Origin of the sequence: Paracoccus angustae (assembly GCF_042648745.1) — a bacterium.
Taxonomy (GTDB): Bacteria; Pseudomonadota; Alphaproteobacteria; order Rhodobacterales; family Rhodobacteraceae; genus Paracoccus; species Paracoccus angustae.
In genome coordinates, this window is record NZ_JBHRXY010000001.1 from 304688 (window position 1) to 320725 (window position 16038).

General features: G+C 67.6%; 12 protein-coding genes. 5 read left to right on the plus strand and 7 right to left on the minus strand.

Annotated elements, in window-relative coordinates:
- Window positions 1-3: 3 nt before the first annotated feature.
- The 6 genes from fdhF to ACFOM8_RS01515 form a co-directional block, all read right to left on the minus strand.
- Window positions 4-2922 (minus strand): formate dehydrogenase subunit alpha, encoded by a 2919-nt coding sequence (gene fdhF, locus ACFOM8_RS01490; protein ID WP_377758635.1) that lies wholly within the window; start codon window positions 2920-2922, stop codon window positions 4-6.
- The gene (locus ACFOM8_RS01495; protein ID WP_377758637.1) at window positions 2919-4436 is read right to left on the minus strand and encodes a formate dehydrogenase beta subunit; all 1518 of its coding nucleotides are present in this window, start codon (window positions 4434-4436) and stop codon (window positions 2919-2921) included. The genes fdhF and ACFOM8_RS01495 overlap by 4 nt, the downstream gene beginning before the upstream one ends.
- Window positions 4433-4909, minus strand: a complete 477-nt coding sequence (locus ACFOM8_RS01500; RefSeq protein ID WP_377759166.1) for a formate dehydrogenase subunit gamma — start codon at window positions 4907-4909, stop codon at window positions 4433-4435. Before ACFOM8_RS01500 ends, ACFOM8_RS01495 begins: the two co-directional genes overlap by 4 nt.
- An 88-nt stretch (window positions 4910-4997) precedes the next feature.
- A complete protein-coding gene (locus ACFOM8_RS01505; RefSeq protein ID WP_377758639.1) occupies window positions 4998-5885 on the minus strand; it encodes a LysR family transcriptional regulator in 888 nt (295 codons plus the stop codon).
- Between the two features lie 12 nt (window positions 5886-5897).
- Window positions 5898-9020 (minus strand): efflux RND transporter permease subunit, encoded by a 3123-nt coding sequence (locus tag ACFOM8_RS01510; protein ID WP_377758641.1) that lies wholly within the window; start codon window positions 9018-9020, stop codon window positions 5898-5900.
- Between the two features lie 29 nt (window positions 9021-9049).
- Window positions 9050-10255, minus strand: coding sequence for an efflux RND transporter periplasmic adaptor subunit (locus tag ACFOM8_RS01515; protein ID WP_377758643.1), 1206 nt, complete (start codon window positions 10253-10255; stop codon window positions 9050-9052).
- 199 nt (window positions 10256-10454) lie between these two features.
- Here ACFOM8_RS01515 and ACFOM8_RS01520 point away from each other — a divergent pair, with 199 nt between their 5' ends.
- The gene (locus ACFOM8_RS01520) at window positions 10455-10781 is read left to right on the plus strand and encodes a DUF1330 domain-containing protein (protein ID WP_377758645.1); all 327 of its coding nucleotides are present in this window, start codon (window positions 10455-10457) and stop codon (window positions 10779-10781) included.
- 78 nt (window positions 10782-10859) lie between these two features.
- Window positions 10860-11609 carry a WecB/TagA/CpsF family glycosyltransferase gene (locus ACFOM8_RS01525; protein WP_377758647.1) on the plus strand — a complete coding sequence of 250 codons (750 nt, stop codon included), beginning with the start codon at window positions 10860-10862 and terminating at the stop codon, window positions 11607-11609.
- Here the strand turns inward: ACFOM8_RS01525 and ACFOM8_RS01530 are convergent, their stop codons facing one another.
- Complete coding sequence (locus ACFOM8_RS01530) at window positions 11610-12290, minus strand: sugar transferase (protein WP_377758649.1); 681 nt, start codon at window positions 12288-12290, stop codon at window positions 11610-11612.
- 358 nt (window positions 12291-12648) lie between these two features.
- Between ACFOM8_RS01530 and ACFOM8_RS01535 the strand changes: the two genes are divergently transcribed.
- The 3 genes from ACFOM8_RS01535 (at window position 12649) to ACFOM8_RS01545 (ending at window position 16038) form a co-directional block, all read left to right on the plus strand.
- Window positions 12649-13839, plus strand: coding sequence for a toxic anion resistance protein (locus ACFOM8_RS01535; RefSeq protein ID WP_377758652.1), 1191 nt, complete (start codon window positions 12649-12651; stop codon window positions 13837-13839).
- Window positions 13836-14858: a DUF2927 domain-containing protein gene (locus ACFOM8_RS01540; protein ID WP_377758654.1), complete on the plus strand. Its 1023-nt coding sequence runs from the start codon at window positions 13836-13838 to the stop codon at window positions 14856-14858. Before ACFOM8_RS01535 ends, ACFOM8_RS01540 begins: the two co-directional genes overlap by 4 nt.
- Window positions 14859-14922: 64 nt before the next feature.
- The gene (locus ACFOM8_RS01545; RefSeq protein WP_377758656.1) at window positions 14923-16038 is read left to right on the plus strand and encodes an SPFH domain-containing protein; all 1116 of its coding nucleotides are present in this window, start codon (window positions 14923-14925) and stop codon (window positions 16036-16038) included.

The window sequence follows — 16038 nt, forward strand, 5'->3', positions numbered from 1 at the left end:
GGGCTACTCCGCGGCGGTCAGGATCCGCCGCGACCGTTCGGCCTGTTCGTTATAGCTTTCCTGCCAGTCCGTCGGACCGTTCGAGGGGCTGACCTGCACCGCCGTCACCTTGAATTCGGGGCAATTCGTCGCCCAGTCCGAAAAATCGGTCGTGACCACGTTAGCCTGGGTCGAGGGGTGATGGAAGGTCGTATAAACCACCCCCGCGGCCACCCGGTCGGTCAGCACCGCCCGCAGCGTGGTTTCCCCCGCCCGAGAGGCCAGCCGCACCCAATCGCCATCCTTGATGCCCCGGAACTCGGCGTCGTGGGGATTGATCTCCAGCACGTCTTCGGGGTGCCAGGCGACGTTCTCGGTCCGGCGGGTCTGCGCGCCGACGTTGTAATGCGCAAGGATCCGCCCCGTGGTCAGCAGCAGCGGAAAGCGCGGGCCGGTGCGTTCGTCCGTCGCGACATATTCCGTGACCATGAAATGCCCCTTGCCCGACACGAACCCGTCCACGTGCATCAAGGGCGTTCCGTCCGGCACCGTCGCGTTGCAGGGCCACTGGACGGACCCCTTTTCCTCCAGCACCTCATAGGTGACGCCGGCGAAGCTGGGGGTGGTGGCGGCGATCTCCTCCATGATCTGGCGAGGATGGGTATAGTGCCAGTTCGCGCCCATGGCGTTGGCCAGAAGCTGCGTGACCTCCCAGTCCTCGTAGCCGTTGCGGGGGGCCATCACCTTGCGCACGCGGTTGATGCGGCGTTCGGCATTGGTGAAGGTGCCGTCCTTTTCCAGGAAGGTCGATCCCGGCAGAAAGACATGGGCATAGTTCGCGGTCTCGTTCAGGAACAGGTCGTGGACGATCACGCATTCCATCGCCGCAAGACCCGCCGCGACGTGCTTCGTGTCAGGGTCGGATTGCAGGATGTCCTCGCCCTGGCAATAAAGGCCCTTGAAGGTGCCCTCGACCGCCGCGTCCAGCATGTTGGGGATGCGCAGACCGGGTTCGGGGTCGATCTCGCAGTTCCAGGCCGCCTCATAGATCGCGCGGACATCGGGCATCTTGACGTGGCGATAGCCGGGCAGTTCATGCGGGAAGCTGCCCATGTCGCAGGAACCCTGCACGTTGTTCTGGCCGCGCAGCGGGTTCACGCCCACGCCGGGGCGGCCGATATTGCCGGTCAGCATGGCAAGGTTGGCGATGCCGATCACGGTGGTGGATCCCTGCGAATGCTCGGTCACGCCCAGGCCATAGTAGATGGCGCCGTTGCCGCCGGTCGCATACAGCCGCGCCGCCGCGCGCAGGTCGGCGGCGGGAACGCCGGTCAGCAGTTCCACATTCTCGGGCGCGTGGCGCGGGTCGCTGACGAAATCGACATAGAACTGGAACTCGTCCCAATCGCAGCGGGTGCGGATGAAGTCCTCGTCGAACAGTCCCTCGGTCACGATCACATGGGCCATGGCGGTGACGACGGCGACGTTGGTGCCGGGCTTCAGCGGCAGGTGATAGGCGGCCTCGATGTGGGCGGACCGCACGATGTCGGTGCGGCGCGGATCGACCACGATCAGCTTGGCGCCCTGCCGCAGGCGCTTCTTCAACCGGCTGGCGAAGACCGGATGCCCGTCGGTCGGGTTGGCGCCGATGACCACCACCACATCGGCGGCTTCCACGCTGTCGAAGTCCTGCGTCCCGGCCGAGGTGCCGTAGGTCTTGCCCAACCCGTATCCGGTCGGCGAATGGCAGACGCGGGCGCAGGTGTCGGTGTTGTTGTTGCCGAAAACCGCGCGGGTCAGCTTCTGGACCAGATAGGTTTCCTCGTTGGTGCAGCGGCTGGAGGTGATGACGCCCACCGACTTGCGGCCATACTTTTCCTGGATGCCCTTCAGCCTGGCGGCGGCGAAGGCCATCGCCTCGGCCCATTCGACCTCGCGCCAGGGCTGGTCGATGGTCTCGCGGATCATTGGTTTCAGAATCCGGTCCTTGTGCTGGGCATAGCCATAGGCGAAGCGGCCCTTGACGCAGGAATGGCCCCGGTTGGCCTTGCCGTGCTTGTAGGGGACCATGCGCACCAGCTGGTCGCCGTTCAGTTCCGCCTTGAAGGAGCAGCCGACGCCGCAATAGGCGCAGGTGGTGATGACCGACCGTTCGGGCGTGCCCAGTTCGATCACCGATTTTTCCTGCAAGGTCGCGGTCGGACAGGCCTGCACGCAGGCGCCGCAGGACACGCAGTCCGACGTCAGGAAGTCGTCGCCGACGGCCCCCGCCTTGACGCGGCTGTCGAAGCCCCTGCCCTCGATGGTCAGCGCGAAAGTGCCCTGCACCTCCTCGCAGGCGCGGACGCAACGGGAACACACGATGCACTTGGCCGGGTCATAGGTGAAATACGGGTTGCTGTCGTCCTTGGGCGTATAGCGGGCATTGATCCCCGCCCCGTCGCGCGTGGCGAAGTGGTTGTCCAGCGTGCCGCCTTCGGGCGCCTTGTAGCGCACGTCGCGCAGGCCGACATTGCCCGCCATGTCCTGCAATTCGCAGTCGCCGTTGGCGGCGCAGGTCAGGCAGTCCAGCGGATGATCGCTGATATAAAGCTCCATCACGCCTTTGCGCATCCGGCGCAGCTTGTCGGACTGGGTGTGGACGACCATGCCTTCGGCCACGGGCGTGGTGCAGGACGCGGGCGTGCCGCGCCGCCCGTCGATTTCCACGACGCACAGGCGGCAGGATCCGAACGCCTCCATGTTGTCGCTGGCGCAGAGCTTCGGGACCATGATCCCAGCCTCGGCGGCGGCGCGCATGACCGACGTGCCCTCGGGCACCGTCACGGCGATGCCGTCGATGTTCAGCGTGACCGGCAGGCCGCTGCGGGCGGGGGTGCCCATGTCGCGGTCGCCATGGGGTTCGGCGCCCGGCGGGAACTGGGGGATGATGAAGTCTCTCATTCGGCTGCCTCCTTGAAGGTGGCGAAATCGTCGGGGAAATTGCGGAGCGCGGACATGACCGGGAAGGGCGTGAAGCCGCCGAGCGCGCAAAGCGAGCCGTCCTTCATCGTCTCGCACAGATCGGTCAGCAGCGGGATCGCGGCGGCGTCGCCTTGCGCGATGCGGTCGATGGTTTCCACCCCGCGCACGGCGCCGATCCGGCAGGGCGTGCATTTGCCGCAGGACTCGACGGCGCAGAACTCCATGGCGAAGCGCGCCATGCGCAGCATGTCCGCCGTGTCGTCGAAGACCACCAGCCCGGCATGGCCGATCAGTCCGCCGCTTGCGTCGAATTCCTCGTATCCCATCGGCGTGTGGAACTGGTCGACATGCATGTAGGCCCCCAGCGGGCCACCGACCTGAACCGCCTTGACGGGCCGCCCGCTGGCCGTGCCGCCGCCGATGTCGTTCACGACCTCGCCCAGGGTCAGGCCGAAGGCGGTCTCGAACAGCCCGCCGCGTTTGACGTTTCCGGCGATCTGCAAGGTCACGGTGCCCCGCGACCGGCCCAGGCCGAAGTTGGCGTAATGTTTCGCGCCGCGTTCGAAGATCACCGGGATCGTGGTCAGCGAGATGACGTTGTTGACGACCGTGGGCTGGCCCAGGAAGCCCTGCAACGCGGGCAGCGGCGGCTTGGCGCGCACGGTGCCGCGCTTGCCTTCCAGGCTGTTCAGCAGCGACGTTTCCTCGCCGCAGACATAGGCGCCCGCGCCGGTGCGGACCTCCATGTCGAAGGCGCGGCCCGATCCCAGCATGTCAGGACCCAGCAGGCCCCGCTGGCGGGCGATCTTCACCGCCTGCGTCAGGATCGCGATGGCGTCGGGGTATTCGGAACGCAGATAGACATAGCCCCGCGTGGCGCCGACGCCCAGGCCCGCGATCGCCATGCCCTCGATCAGCTGGAAGGGATCGCCCTCGATGATCATGCGGTCGGCGAAGGTGCCGCTGTCGCCCTCGTCGGCGTTGCACACGATGTATTTCTGCGCGGCTTCGGCTTCGCTGACGGTCTTCCACTTGATGCCGGTCGGAAAGCCCGCGCCGCCGCGTCCGCGAAGGCCGCTGTCGATGACCTCCTGCACGATCTGCGCATTGGTCATGGCCAGCGCCCGGCGCAGGCCAACCAAGCCGCCATGCGCCACGTAGTCGTCCAGATCCAACGGGTCGATCACGCCGCAGCGGGCGAAGGTCAGCCGCGTCTGGCGGGCGAACCAAGGAATGTCCTCGACCCGGCCCAGGCTGTTCAACCTGCCGTCCAGCAGATCGGGCACCTGGCCGGGGGTCACGTTTCCGTAACCGATCCGGCCTTCGGGCGTGTCGATCTCGACCAGAGGCTCCAGCCAGACCATGCCGCGCGTGCCGTTGCGGACAAGCTGCACGTCCAGGCCGCGCGCCGCGACCTCGCGCGCGATCGCGTCGGCCACGTCGTCCGCGCCAAGCGCCTTGGCGGCGCTGTCCCCGGGAACGAAGATCCTCATGCGCCCACCTCGGTCAGGATGCGGTCCATGCGGGCGTCGTCGATGCGGCCCACCACGCGGCCGTCCACCATGGCGGCGGGGGCGCAGGCGCACATGCCCAGGCAATAGACGGGTTCCACCGTCACCGCGCCGTTGGGCGTGGTGCCGTGCCAGCCGATGCCCAGCTTTTGCAGGGTGGATTCGGCCAATGCGTTGGCGCCCATGGACTGACAAGCCTCGGCCCGGCAGATCTTCAGCACGTGGCGGCCCGCCGGATGGTCGCGGAAATCGTGATAAAAGCTGACAACGCCGTGCACCTCGGCCCGGCCCAGGTTCAGGATGTCCGCCAGCACCGGCACGGCGGCCTGCGGGACAAAGCCCCAGGCGTCCTGCAACGCGTGCAGCATCGGCAGAAGTGGCCCTTCCAAGGAAGCAAGCGGCGCAACGACGCCCCGGATCTCCTCCTCGGTCGGGGCTGGCGCATGAAGATGCATATGCTGGCCTTTCGACGATCCTTTGACGGACATCTAAGCAGGCCTGACAATCCGAAATCAATATCGTTGTTTCGTCAGTTGATAGGGATCATCTATCGTCCGCCATGCGCCGTGCCTCGGCCAGCAGGGCCTCCAGCACGGGCGTGTGGGGTTCGCGCCAGGGGGCGACAAGCCCGACGGCATGGCTGGCACCGTCGCCTTCCAGCGGAATGGTCCGCAGCGGCTTGCCTTGGGTCAGGAAACCCGCGATGTCCTCGGGCAGGATGGTGATCCAGCCGCCTTCAAGGACATGCGCGACCAGCACCACCGTGGAGCTGGATTCGACCGTCGCCTGCGGCGTCACGCCCGCCTCGAGGAGGTTGCGGTTGATGATGCGGCGGTTCTGCATGTCGCCCGTCAGCAGGCACAGCCGTTGCCCCGCCAGATCGGACCAGGCGACGCGATCCTGCCCGGCCAGGGAGGAATCCGCGCCGCAGACCAGCATATAGCGTTCGTCGTAAAGGCTGACGGTGCTGACCCGGCCCAGCGGTTCGTTGTCGAGATAGGAAATCCCCGCATCCACGTCCAGGTCGTCGATCATCTGCAAGATCTCGACCGAGGTGCGCGACAGGATGGTCATGCCGACGTTGGGATGCGCCGCGCCGAAGCGCGCGCTGATCCGGGCGGCCCAGGTCAGCGCCGTGGGGATCACGGCGATGCGCAACTGGCCCGACAGACCGTGGCGCGTGGCCCGCATCTCGTCGCGCAACTGACGCGCGTCGCCGACGATGCGGCGCGCCCAGACCAGGGCGGACTGGCCTTCCGGCGTCAGCCCGCCAAAGCGCGAGCCGCGAAACACCAGCAGCACGCCCAGCTGTTCCTCAAGCTGCTTGATGCCCGCCGACAAGGTGGGCTGCGTGATGCCGAGGCTGGCGGCGGCGCGTCCGAAATGGCGTTCCTTGGCGACGGCCAGGAACATCTCCAACTTGTCGATCACGCCGCCACCCCGTCACCGGGCCGGTGCCGGCACGGCCTCGTCCATGCTGTCCTTGCGGCCAAGCAGGCGACGCATCAGCACGTAGAACAGCGGCGCGAACAGAATGCCCAGCACGGTCGAGGCGATGGTCCCGCCGATCACCGTGGCGCCGATGGCGTTGCGCCCGTTGGCCCCCGCGCCCGAAGACAGCAGCAGCGGCAGCACGCCCAGCGTGAAGGCGATGGATGTCATGATGATCGGGCGGAACCGCTGGCGCGCGGCCTCGACGACGGCCTTGAACAGGGGAACGCCCTGTTCGGACTGTTCGCGGGCGAATTCCACGATCAGGATGGCGTTCTTGCCGGTCAGGCCGATCACGGTCAGCAGGCCCACCTGGAAGAACACCCCGTTGTCAAAGCCGCCGAGGAAAGCGCCCGCAAGCGCGCCCAGCACGCCGATGGGCATGACCAGGATCACCGCCAGCGGAATCGACCAGCTTTCGTAAAGCGCGGCCAGGCACAGGAAGACGGCGGCCAGCGACAGAGCGTAAAGCAGCGTCGTCTGGTCGCCCGATGCCTGTTCTTCCAGCGACAGGCCCGTCCAGGCCACGGCAAAGCCCGGCATCTGCGACACCAGGTTCTCGACCTCGGCCATCGCCTCGCCCGTGCTGACGCCGGGGGCGGGGCTGCCCTGGATCTGCATGGCCGGAATGCCGTTGTAGCGGTTCAGCCCCTGCGGACCGAAGTTCCAGTCCCCCGTCGAGAAGTTCGAAAAGGGCACCAGCCCGCCGCTGGCATTCCGCACGCGCCACTTGTCGAAATCGCTGGGGGTGGACCGCGAATCGGGTTCGCCCTGGACATAAACGCGCTTGATGCGGCCGCGGTCCACGAAGTCGTTCACGTAGCGCCCCGTCCAGGCCACCTGGAGCAGGTTGGCCACATCGGTCGCCGTGACCCCCATCGCGCCCGCCTTGCGCCAGTCGATGTTCAGCTTGAACTGCGCCGCATCCTCCAGGCCCGAAGGGCGGGTCTGCGTGATCACCTGGCTTTGCGCAGCCATGCCGAGGAACTGGTTGCGGGCTTGCAGCAGTTCCTCGTGGCTCTGCCCGCCGCGCGCCTGGAGGTAGAAGTCGAAGCCCGAGACGTTGCCAAGCTCGATCACCGAAGGGGGCACGATCGGGAAGACCATCGCGTCCTGGATGCCGCTGAGCGCCCCGAAGGCGCGGCCCGCGACTGCCTGGACCGATTGCGCGGGATCGGGACGTTCGTCCCAGTCCTTCATCCGCACGAAGGCCATGCCGACGTTCTGGCCTTGTCCCGCGAAGCTGAAGCCCACCACGCCGAACATCGAATCGACCGAGTCCTTTTCCTGGTTCAGGAAATAGTCCTGCACCTGATCGACCACCGCCGCCGTCCGCTCCGCCGTGGCCCCGGTCGGACCCTGGATCAGCACGAACATGATGCCCTGATCCTCGTCTGGCAGAAAGCCCTCGGGCGTGCGCAGGAACAGCAGCACCATCGCCGCGCCAAGCGCCGCATAGACCAGCAGCACGCGCAGCGGACGGCGCACGATCCAGCCGACCGCGCCGGTATAGCCGTCCGTCGTGCGGTCGAAGTTGCGGTTGAACCAGCCGAACAGGCCGCGTTTGGCGTGGTGGTCCTTGGACCGCAGCAGCGTGGCGCAAAGCGCGGGCGTCAGCGTCAGCGCCACCAGCACCGACAGACCCATGGCCGAGACGATGGTGATCGCGAACTGCTGATAGATCACCCCCGTCGATCCGCCGAAGAAGGCCATCGGCACGAACACGGCGGACAGCACCAGCGCGATGCCGATCAGCGCGCCGGTGATCTGGCCCATGGATTTGCGCGTCGCCTCGCGCGGCTCTAGCCCCTCCTCCTCCATGATCCGTTCGACGTTTTCCACCACCACGATGGCGTCGTCCACCAGCAGGCCGATGGCCAGCACCATGGCCAGCATGGTCAGCGTGTTGATGGTGAATCCGAAGGCCGCCATGATGCCAAAGGTGCCCAGCAGGACGATCGGCACCGCCAGCGTCGGGATCAGCGTCGCCCGCCAGTTCTGAAGAAAGACATACATGACGATGAAGACCAGCACGATGGCCTCGATCAGCGTCTTGACGACCTCCTCGATGGAGATTTCCACAAAGGGCGAGGTGTCGAAGGGGATGACGTATTCCACCCCCTCGGGGAAGAATTCGGCGAATTCGACCATCCGCTCCTTGACGCGTTCGGCGGTGTCCAGCGCGTTCGCCCCGGGCGCGAGGGACAGCGCCATCCCGGCGGCGGGCCGCCCGTTGTAGGTCGCCTCGGTGGCATAGCTTTCGGACCCGATCTCCACCCGCGCCACGTCGCGCAGCAGGACCAGGCCGCCGTTCTCCTCGGCCCGCAGAACGATCTGGCGGAAATCCTCGGGCGTGGACAGCAGGGATTGCGCGGTCACGGTGGCGTTCAGCTGCTGGCCTTCGACCGCGGGCAGGTCGCCGAAGGCCCCGGCCGAAATCTGCGTGTTCTGCGCCGACACGGCCGCCACCACGTCCGAGGGCGCGATCTCGTAGGCGGCCAGCTTGTCGGGCTCCAGCCAGATGCGCATGGCATAGGGCGAGCCGAAGACCTGCACGCTGCCCACGCCCTCGACCCGGGACAGGTCGTCCACCAGGTTCGAGAACATGTAGTCCGACAGGTCGGTCTGGTCATAGCTGTCGTTGCCGATCAGGCCGATGACCATCAGAAAGCCCGCCGTCGATTTCTCGACCACGACGCCCTGTCGCTGCACGGGTTCAGGCAAAAGGGGCGTGGCCTGCGACAGCTTGTTCTGGACCTGGACCTGGGCGATGTCCACGTCGGTCCCGGTTTCAAAGGTCAGCGTGGTCTCGGACGCGCCGGCCGAGGAGGAACCGGACGAGATGTAGCGCAGCCCGTCGAGGCCCGTCATCTGCTGTTCGATCACCTGGGTCACGGTGTTCGAGATCGTCTCGGCCGAGGCGCCCGGATAGGTCGCGCGGATCGTGACCGAGGGCGGCGCGATCTGCGGATACTGCGCGACCGGCAGCGACAGGATCGACAGGATGCCGATCCCCATGATGATGATCGAGATGACCCAGGCGAATACCGGACGGTCGATGAAGAAACGGGCCATGATCTGTCACGCCTTGCTTGTCTGGATCGTCAATTGGCCGACGCGTCCGCGGTGTCTTCGGAGCCTTGTCCGGCGGTCGCGGGCTGTCCCTCGGCTGGGGCGGCGGCTTCCGCGCCGCGTTCCTGCGGCGCCACGGCGGCGCCCGGCGCGATGCGCTGCAATCCCGCCACGACCACGCGGTCGCCGGGCGCCAGCCCGCCGGTCACGACCCATTGGGCGCCGCGGTCCTGGGCGATTTCCACGATGCGTTCCTCGACCACGTTCTGGTCGTTGACCACCATCGCCACGGGACGCCCGCGCCGGTCGCGGGTGACGCCTTCCTGCGGGGCCAGGACGGCGTTCTTGAGCTGCGCCTGCGGGATGTCGGCCAGGACGAACATGCCCGGCAGCAGAAAGCCGTCGGGATTGGCGAACTCCATCCGCAGGGTGATGACGCCGGTGGTCTCGTCCACATGCGGCTCGGCTGCGGTCATGGATCCGGTGTGTTCATAGGTGGAGCCGTCGGCCAGCCGCAGCGTCACCGTGCGGTCGGCGCCCTGGGGCAGCGCGGCTTCGGGGCCCATGCGCTGCCAGCGGGTGATCTCGGCCGCGGATTGCGTGACATCGACGCGCACCGGGTCGATGCGCCGGATCACGGCCAGCGGCGCCGCCTGCCCCGCCGTGACGAGGGCGCCGGGGCTGACCTGCGCCAGACCGATCACGCCGTCGATGGGCGCGGTGATCGTGGTGCGGTCCAGGTCGATCTGGGCCGCCAGCAGCTGCGCCTCGGCGGCCTTGACGGCGGCCTCGGCCGCGTCGCGGGCCGCGATGGCGCTGTCCTGGGTTTGTTCGCTGGCCACGCGCCGGTCGCGCAGGGTCACGATGCGCTCGGCCTCGCGGCGGGCCGCGTCGGCCTGGGCCTGGGCCTGGGCAAGCGCCGCCTGGGCCTGGGCCACGGCGGCCTCGTAGGTCCGGGGGTCGATGCGATACAGGGGATCGCCCTCGGCCACGGGGCTGCCTTCCTCGAACAGGCGCTCGACGATCAGGCCGCCGACCTGGGGACGCAGCTCGGCCTCGGCCGAGGCCACGACGCGGCCCGGCAGGCTGGCGGTCAGGGTCACGTCCTCGGCCTTCAGGGTGACAACGGTGACCGCGGGGGGCGGCATCTCTCCGCCCGGGGCCTGGGCGGAAAGGCCCTGGGGAACCGTCGCCGCGACCATGCCGGCAAGAACAAGGATTCGTGTCAGCGTCGCCATGCCGTCCGTCCGTCTGGGATAATTAACCGATGCTGGCGTCTGCCCGTTCGCCGGGGCAGTCCGTCGCCGCCGCTCACGCTATCGTCAAGCGGCGGGAAGAACAACGGGTCCATTTCGGATTCCGCCGTTTGCCTCGACGCTTGCCTGAGGAACCGGCACAAGGCACTCTGGTCCCGGACAGCGCAAGAAGGAGAAGCCGATGCCAGCCTATCTGATCGCGGACGTGAAGGTCACGGACGATGCCTGGGTGCCCGACTACGCCGCCCGCGTCCACGAGATCGCGGCCCGGCACGGCGGCCGCTACCTGTCGCGGTCGGGCAATGTCGAGACGCTGGAAGGCAAGCCCCTGGGCGGCACTCTTGTCGCGCTGATCGAGTTTCCCTCCAAGGAGGCCGCGCGCGCCTTTGCGGCCGATCCCGATTACGCCCCCTTCAGCGAGGCGCGCAAGGCGGGCAGCGTCAGCAATTTCCATCTGATCGACGACACCGACCTGGCGGGCGGCATCCCCTATCTGCCGAAAGGTTGACGCATCGCATTGCCGCGCCCGGCGCAAGATGCAAGAAAAAAGCGCGGCGGCTTGCGCCGGTCTGGTTCGGAACACGCGATGAATTTTGCCTACGGCCCCGCCCTGATCCGGGTGAACATGCCCGACCGCCCCGCCCTGCTGGCCGAGGTGACGCGCCGTTTCCGTGCGGGACAGGGCTTTGCCCTGGCGACGATCAACCTGGATCACCTGGTCAAGCTGCGGGGCGACCGCGCCTTTCGCGACGCCTATGCCGCGCAGGATCTGGTGGTGGCGGACGGCAACCCCATCGTCTGGCTGTCGCGGCTGGCCCGCCGTCCGGTCGGGCTGGTGACCGGCTCGGATCTGGTGGTTCCGCTGGCAGAGCTTGCGGCGGCCGAGGAGGTGGACATCGCGCTTGTCGGCACAACCGACGCGGCGCTTGCGGCGGCGGCCGGGGACATCGCCCGCCGTGTGCCGGGCTGCCGGATCGTTTTGCGGATCGCCCCGCCGATGGGCTTCGACCCGGACGGCGAAGCGGCGCGCGACCTGCTGCGCCGCGTGCGGGACAGCGGCGCCCGGTTGTGCTTCCTGGCCCTTGGCGCGCCCAGGCAGGAACGGCTGGCCGCGCGCGGGCGGCAAGAGGCGCCCGAGGTGGGCTTCGCCTCGATCGGCGCGGGACTGGACTTTCTAGCCGGAAACCAGAGGCGCGCGCCCGAATGGGTCAGGCGCATCGCGATGGAATGGGCATGGCGGATGCTGTCGGCGCCCAAGCGGCTGGTGCCCCGCTATGCCCGCTGCGCCGCGATCCTGCCCGCCGAAGCCGTGGCGGCCCTGAGGCAGCGGCGCTGATCAGCAGCCGGTCCGGCCCAGCACCACCGCCACGGTGCGCAGCAGGATCGACATGTCGCTGCCGAAGGACAGGCCGCGTTCGTAACGGTCGTCATACCAGGCACGGGCGGCAAAGGTGGTGCGGTTGCGCCCGGCGGTCTGCCAGAACCCGGTGATGCCGGGACGCAGCCGGTAATAACCGTCGCCCCCATACATCGCCTGCTGTTCCGGCATCATGGGACGCGGGCCGACCAGGCTCATCTCGCCCGTCAGGACGTTCCACAGCTGCGGCAGCTCGTCCATCGAGCTTGCGCGCAGCACCCTGCCAAAGCGCGTGACGCGCGGGTCGTTGCGCAGCTTCTGCGTCGCGTCCCATTCCTGCCGCGCGTCCGGGTTTTCCGCCAGATAGGCTTCAAGCCGCTGGTCCGCGTCGTGAACCATGCTGCGCAGCTTCCACATGCGGAAGATCCGGCCGTCGCGACCGATCCGCTTTTGCGCGTAAAAGGGGTTCTTGCCGTCCATCATCACCACAAGCGCCAGAAGCAGCACCAGCGGCAAGACCACCGGCGAGGTCAGAAGAACCGCCAGCAGGTCCAGCGGACGCTTGACAAGACTGCGATAAAGCCAGGGACGGGTTTTGCTGCCAAGGAAAGGGGCGGCCGCAACACGGGCCAAAACGACCGATTGGGACTTAACTGACATCTTTACCTGCACATCACTGAAAACGACACGGCCCGAATGGTGGGGCCATCACCGACAACGCTCCGATCATACCATCCCCCTAACGCGGGGAACATGGATAAAGTTTGATTTAATTCGTTAATAACTTGCCATTTTGGATAGTTTGTCTGCGAACCCCGCCCAAAGGCGGTGCGCGGCAGGCCCGCGGCAACCCAGGGATGCGGCATTGTGATTCTGCCGTCCTTTGTCCGCGCCCCTGCCTGTGGCCGGGTTGCGAGGGGGCTTGGGACTTTCGCCAGCCATCCGGTTGAACTGCGGCCGTTTCCGCCTATTCTGCGGTGCGACAAGCCTGCCGCACGACGGATAAGGAAAGCATGCCATGACCGACGAAACCCGCCGCCGCGCCGAAGATATCCGCGCCCAGATTGAGGATCTGGCCCGCGCGCCCCTGCCCGAACCCAAGGCCGACCCCCTGTCGGTCCGCGCCGCCGATCCCCAGCTTGCCGCCGAGATCCGCCGCCGCATGGACGAGATCGACCTGGGCGACACCGGCTCCATCGTCCGCTTCGGCACCCGCGCGCAGGCGGGCTTGCAGGAAATCAGCCAGAAGATGCTGGCCGATGTCAAAAGCAAGGACGTCGGCCCCGCGGGCGAAAGCCTGCGCGGCATCGTGACAACCATCCGCGGCTTTTCGACCAGCGAACTGGACATGCGCCGGACACGCAGCTGGTGGGAAAAGCTGCTGGGCCGGTCCGCGCCCTTCGCCAAGTTCGTGGCCAACTACGAACAGGTCCAGACCCAGATCGACCGCATCACGGTGGAACTGGAGCGGCACGAACAAACGCTGCTCAAGGACATCAAGGCGCTGGACCTGCTGTATGACCACACGCTGGCCTTTTATGACGAACTCGCGCTCTATATCGCGGCGGGCGAGGAGAAGCTGCGGGAACTGGACAGCACCGCCATTCCCGAGCTTGAGGCCCGCGTGAAGGCCGCGCCCGAGGACGAGCAGGTCATGCAGGCACAGGCCCTGCGCGACCTGCGGGCGGTCCGCGACGATCTGGAACGGCGCGTCCATGACCTGAAGCTGACGCGGCAGGTGACGATGCAGTCCCTGCCCTCGATCCGGCTGGTGCAGGAAAACGACAAGTCGCTGGTCACGAAGATCAACTCGACCCTCGTGAACACGGTGCCCTTGTGGGAAACGCAACTGGCCCAGGCGGTTACGATCCAGCGCAGCGCCGAGGCCGCCCGCGCCGTCAAGGAGGCCAGCGACCTGACCAACGACCTGCTGACGCGCAACGCCGACAACCTGCGCCAGGCGAATGTCCAGATCCGCACGCAAACGGAACGCGGCGTCTTCGACATCAACGCGGTCAAGTCCGCGAATGCCCAGCTGATCGCCACCATCGAGGACAGCCTGCGCATCGCCGACGAAGGGCGCGCCCGCCGCGCCGCCGCCGAAAGCGAGCTGACCAAGATGGAGGCCGACCTGCGCGACACCCTGGCCCGCGCCACGGCACAGCGCCAGGACGGCCGCACGGCGCCGGGGGCGCCTGCGCGGACATGACGGCGCGATGGTCCAGGGCCGGACGCCTGCTGTTCCTGCTGGGGCTTCTGGCCACCGCCGCCTGCGGGAACCGCGAACCCTTGCCGCCGGTCGCCGACCCCAGGCCGGTGGTCCGGCCCGAGCCCGGCCCTTCGCAGGAAGCGTTGCGCAAGGCCCGCGCCGAACGCAACCGCGCCGCCAACGCCGTCGCGGCCGAGGCTCTGGTCAAGGCAAGCGCCGCCAGCACCGCGCAGCGCGACTTCTATGACCGCGCCGAACGCTCTCTGCGCGCCCAGGGCAGGCTGCGGCGGGACCGCGTGCCGCTGGACGCCCCCATTGATCCCGAAACGCTGACGCGCGACTTCATCGCCATCGCCCTGCGGGACGAATACGGCCAGGGGGGGATGCAGGCGGGCGGCGGCGGCGCCCCGGCCCCGCTGCGCCGCTGGCAGGATCCGGTGCGCTTCCAGATCGAGTTCGGCACCACGTCGGACGTGGCGACCCGCCGCGCCTACCGGGTCGAGGTCGGCCAGTTCGCCGCCCGCCTGGCCGAGGCGACGGGCCACAGCGTTTCCCTGACCGACAGCGGCGGCAACTTCATCGTGATGGTCCTGTCCGACGACGAACGCCGCGCCATCGGCCCGCGCCTGGCGCAGCTTGTGCCGGGCATTCCCCCGCAGGACATCGCGGTGATGCAGGATCTGGACGCCGACAATTTCTGCACGGTTTTCGCCTATTCGCGCGGCGCCGCGCCCGTCTATTCCAACGCCGTCGCCCTGATCCGGGCCGAGCTTCCGCCCCTTCTGCAAAGCTCGTGCATCCACGAGGAACTGGCCCAAGGCATGGGCCTGGCCAACGACAGCCCCGACGCGCGCCCCTCGATCTTCAACGACGACGAGGAATTCGCCCTGCTGACCCGGCATGACGAACTGCTGCTGAAGATCCTGTATGATCCGCGCCTGCGTCCCGGCATGACCCGCGCCGAGGCCGAGCCGATCGTCCGCCGGATCGCGGCCGAGCTTCTGGCCCAAAGCCTGTGATAGCCGTCTTGCGCCGGGCCTTTCCCGCCCCCTAACATGGGCCAGGCATCCTGCGGAGGCGGACATGGCGATCTTCGACATTCTGGGCGGCGAGTTCATCGAGGTCATCGAATGGACCGACGACACCCGCGACACGATGGTTTGGCGCTTTCCGACGGTCGGCAACGCCATAAAATACGGCGCCAAGCTGACCGTGCGCGAAGGCCAGGCCGCCGTTTTCGTCCATGAAGGGCAGCTTGCCGACACCTTCGGCCCCGGCCTCTACATGCTGGAAACGAACAACCTGCCGGTCCTGACGCGGTTGCAGCACTGGGACCACGGGTTCCGCAGCCCCTTCAAGTCCGAGATTTACTTTGTCAACACGACCCGCTTCAACGACCTGAAATGGGGCACGCGCAACCCGATCATGGCGCGCGACCCGGAATTCGGGCCGGTCCGCCTGCGCGCCTTCGGCACCTATTCCATGCGCGTGACCGACCCCGCCCGCTTCATGACCGAGATCGTGGGCACCGACGGCGAGTTCACCCGCGACGAGATCGCCTTTCAGATCCGCAACGTCATCGTGCAGGAATTCTCGCGCGTGATTGCCGGGTCGGGCCTGCCGGTTCTGGACATGGCGGCCAATACCGGCCAGCTGGGCCAACTGGTCGCCAAGGCCATCGAGCCGACGATCGCCGCCTATGGCCTGACCATTCCCGAATTCTACATCGAGAACATCAGCCTGCCGCAGGATGTCGAGAAGATGCTGGACAAGCGCACCTCCATGGGCATCCTGGGCGACCTGGACCGCTTCGGTCAGTATGCGGCGGGAGAGGCGATGGCGAATGCCAGCCAGAACCCCGGCGCGGCAGGGGCGGGGATGGGCGCCGCCATGGGCGCGGCGCTTGGCGCGGGCATGGCGGCCCGTCCCGCTTCGGGGCCTTGGGGCAGCGTCCCGCAGGCCGGTGCCGCGACCCCGCCGCCCGTGCCGCCGCAGGCGGATGCGCAATGGCATGTCGCGCTGAACGGCGCGGCGCAGGGGCCTTATGGCCGCGCGCAGATGGAACGCCTCGCGACCGAGGGGCGGGTGATGCGCGACACGCTGGTCTGGACGCCCGGCCAGGACGGCTGGCGCAAGGCGGGCGAGGTGACGGATCTCGCCCCCATCTTCCCCGCCATGCCGCCGCCCCTGCCCGGCTGA

Coding starts and splice junctions, on each gene's coding strand:
- ACFOM8_RS01520 (WP_377758645.1), top strand. CDS start 10,455: ATGCCAGCCTATCTGATCGCGGACGTGAAGGTCACGGACGATGCCTGG.
- fdhF (WP_377758635.1), bottom strand. CDS start 2,922: ATGAGAGACTTCATCATCCCCCAGTTCCCGCCGGGCGCCGAACCCCAT.
- ACFOM8_RS01510 (WP_377758641.1), bottom strand. CDS start 9,020: ATGGCCCGTTTCTTCATCGACCGTCCGGTATTCGCCTGGGTCATCTCG.
- ACFOM8_RS01535 (WP_377758652.1), top strand. CDS start 12,649: ATGACCGACGAAACCCGCCGCCGCGCCGAAGATATCCGCGCCCAGATT.
- ACFOM8_RS01525 (WP_377758647.1), top strand. CDS start 10,860: ATGAATTTTGCCTACGGCCCCGCCCTGATCCGGGTGAACATGCCCGAC.
- ACFOM8_RS01495 (WP_377758637.1), bottom strand. CDS start 4,436: ATGAGGATCTTCGTTCCCGGGGACAGCGCCGCCAAGGCGCTTGGCGCG.
- ACFOM8_RS01530 (WP_377758649.1), bottom strand. CDS start 12,290: ATGTCAGTTAAGTCCCAATCGGTCGTTTTGGCCCGTGTTGCGGCCGCC.
- ACFOM8_RS01500 (WP_377759166.1), bottom strand. CDS start 4,909: ATGCATCTTCATGCGCCAGCCCCGACCGAGGAGGAGATCCGGGGCGTC.
- ACFOM8_RS01515 (WP_377758643.1), bottom strand. CDS start 10,255: ATGGCGACGCTGACACGAATCCTTGTTCTTGCCGGCATGGTCGCGGCG.
- ACFOM8_RS01545 (WP_377758656.1), top strand. CDS start 14,923: ATGGCGATCTTCGACATTCTGGGCGGCGAGTTCATCGAGGTCATCGAA.
- ACFOM8_RS01540 (WP_377758654.1), top strand. CDS start 13,836: ATGACGGCGCGATGGTCCAGGGCCGGACGCCTGCTGTTCCTGCTGGGG.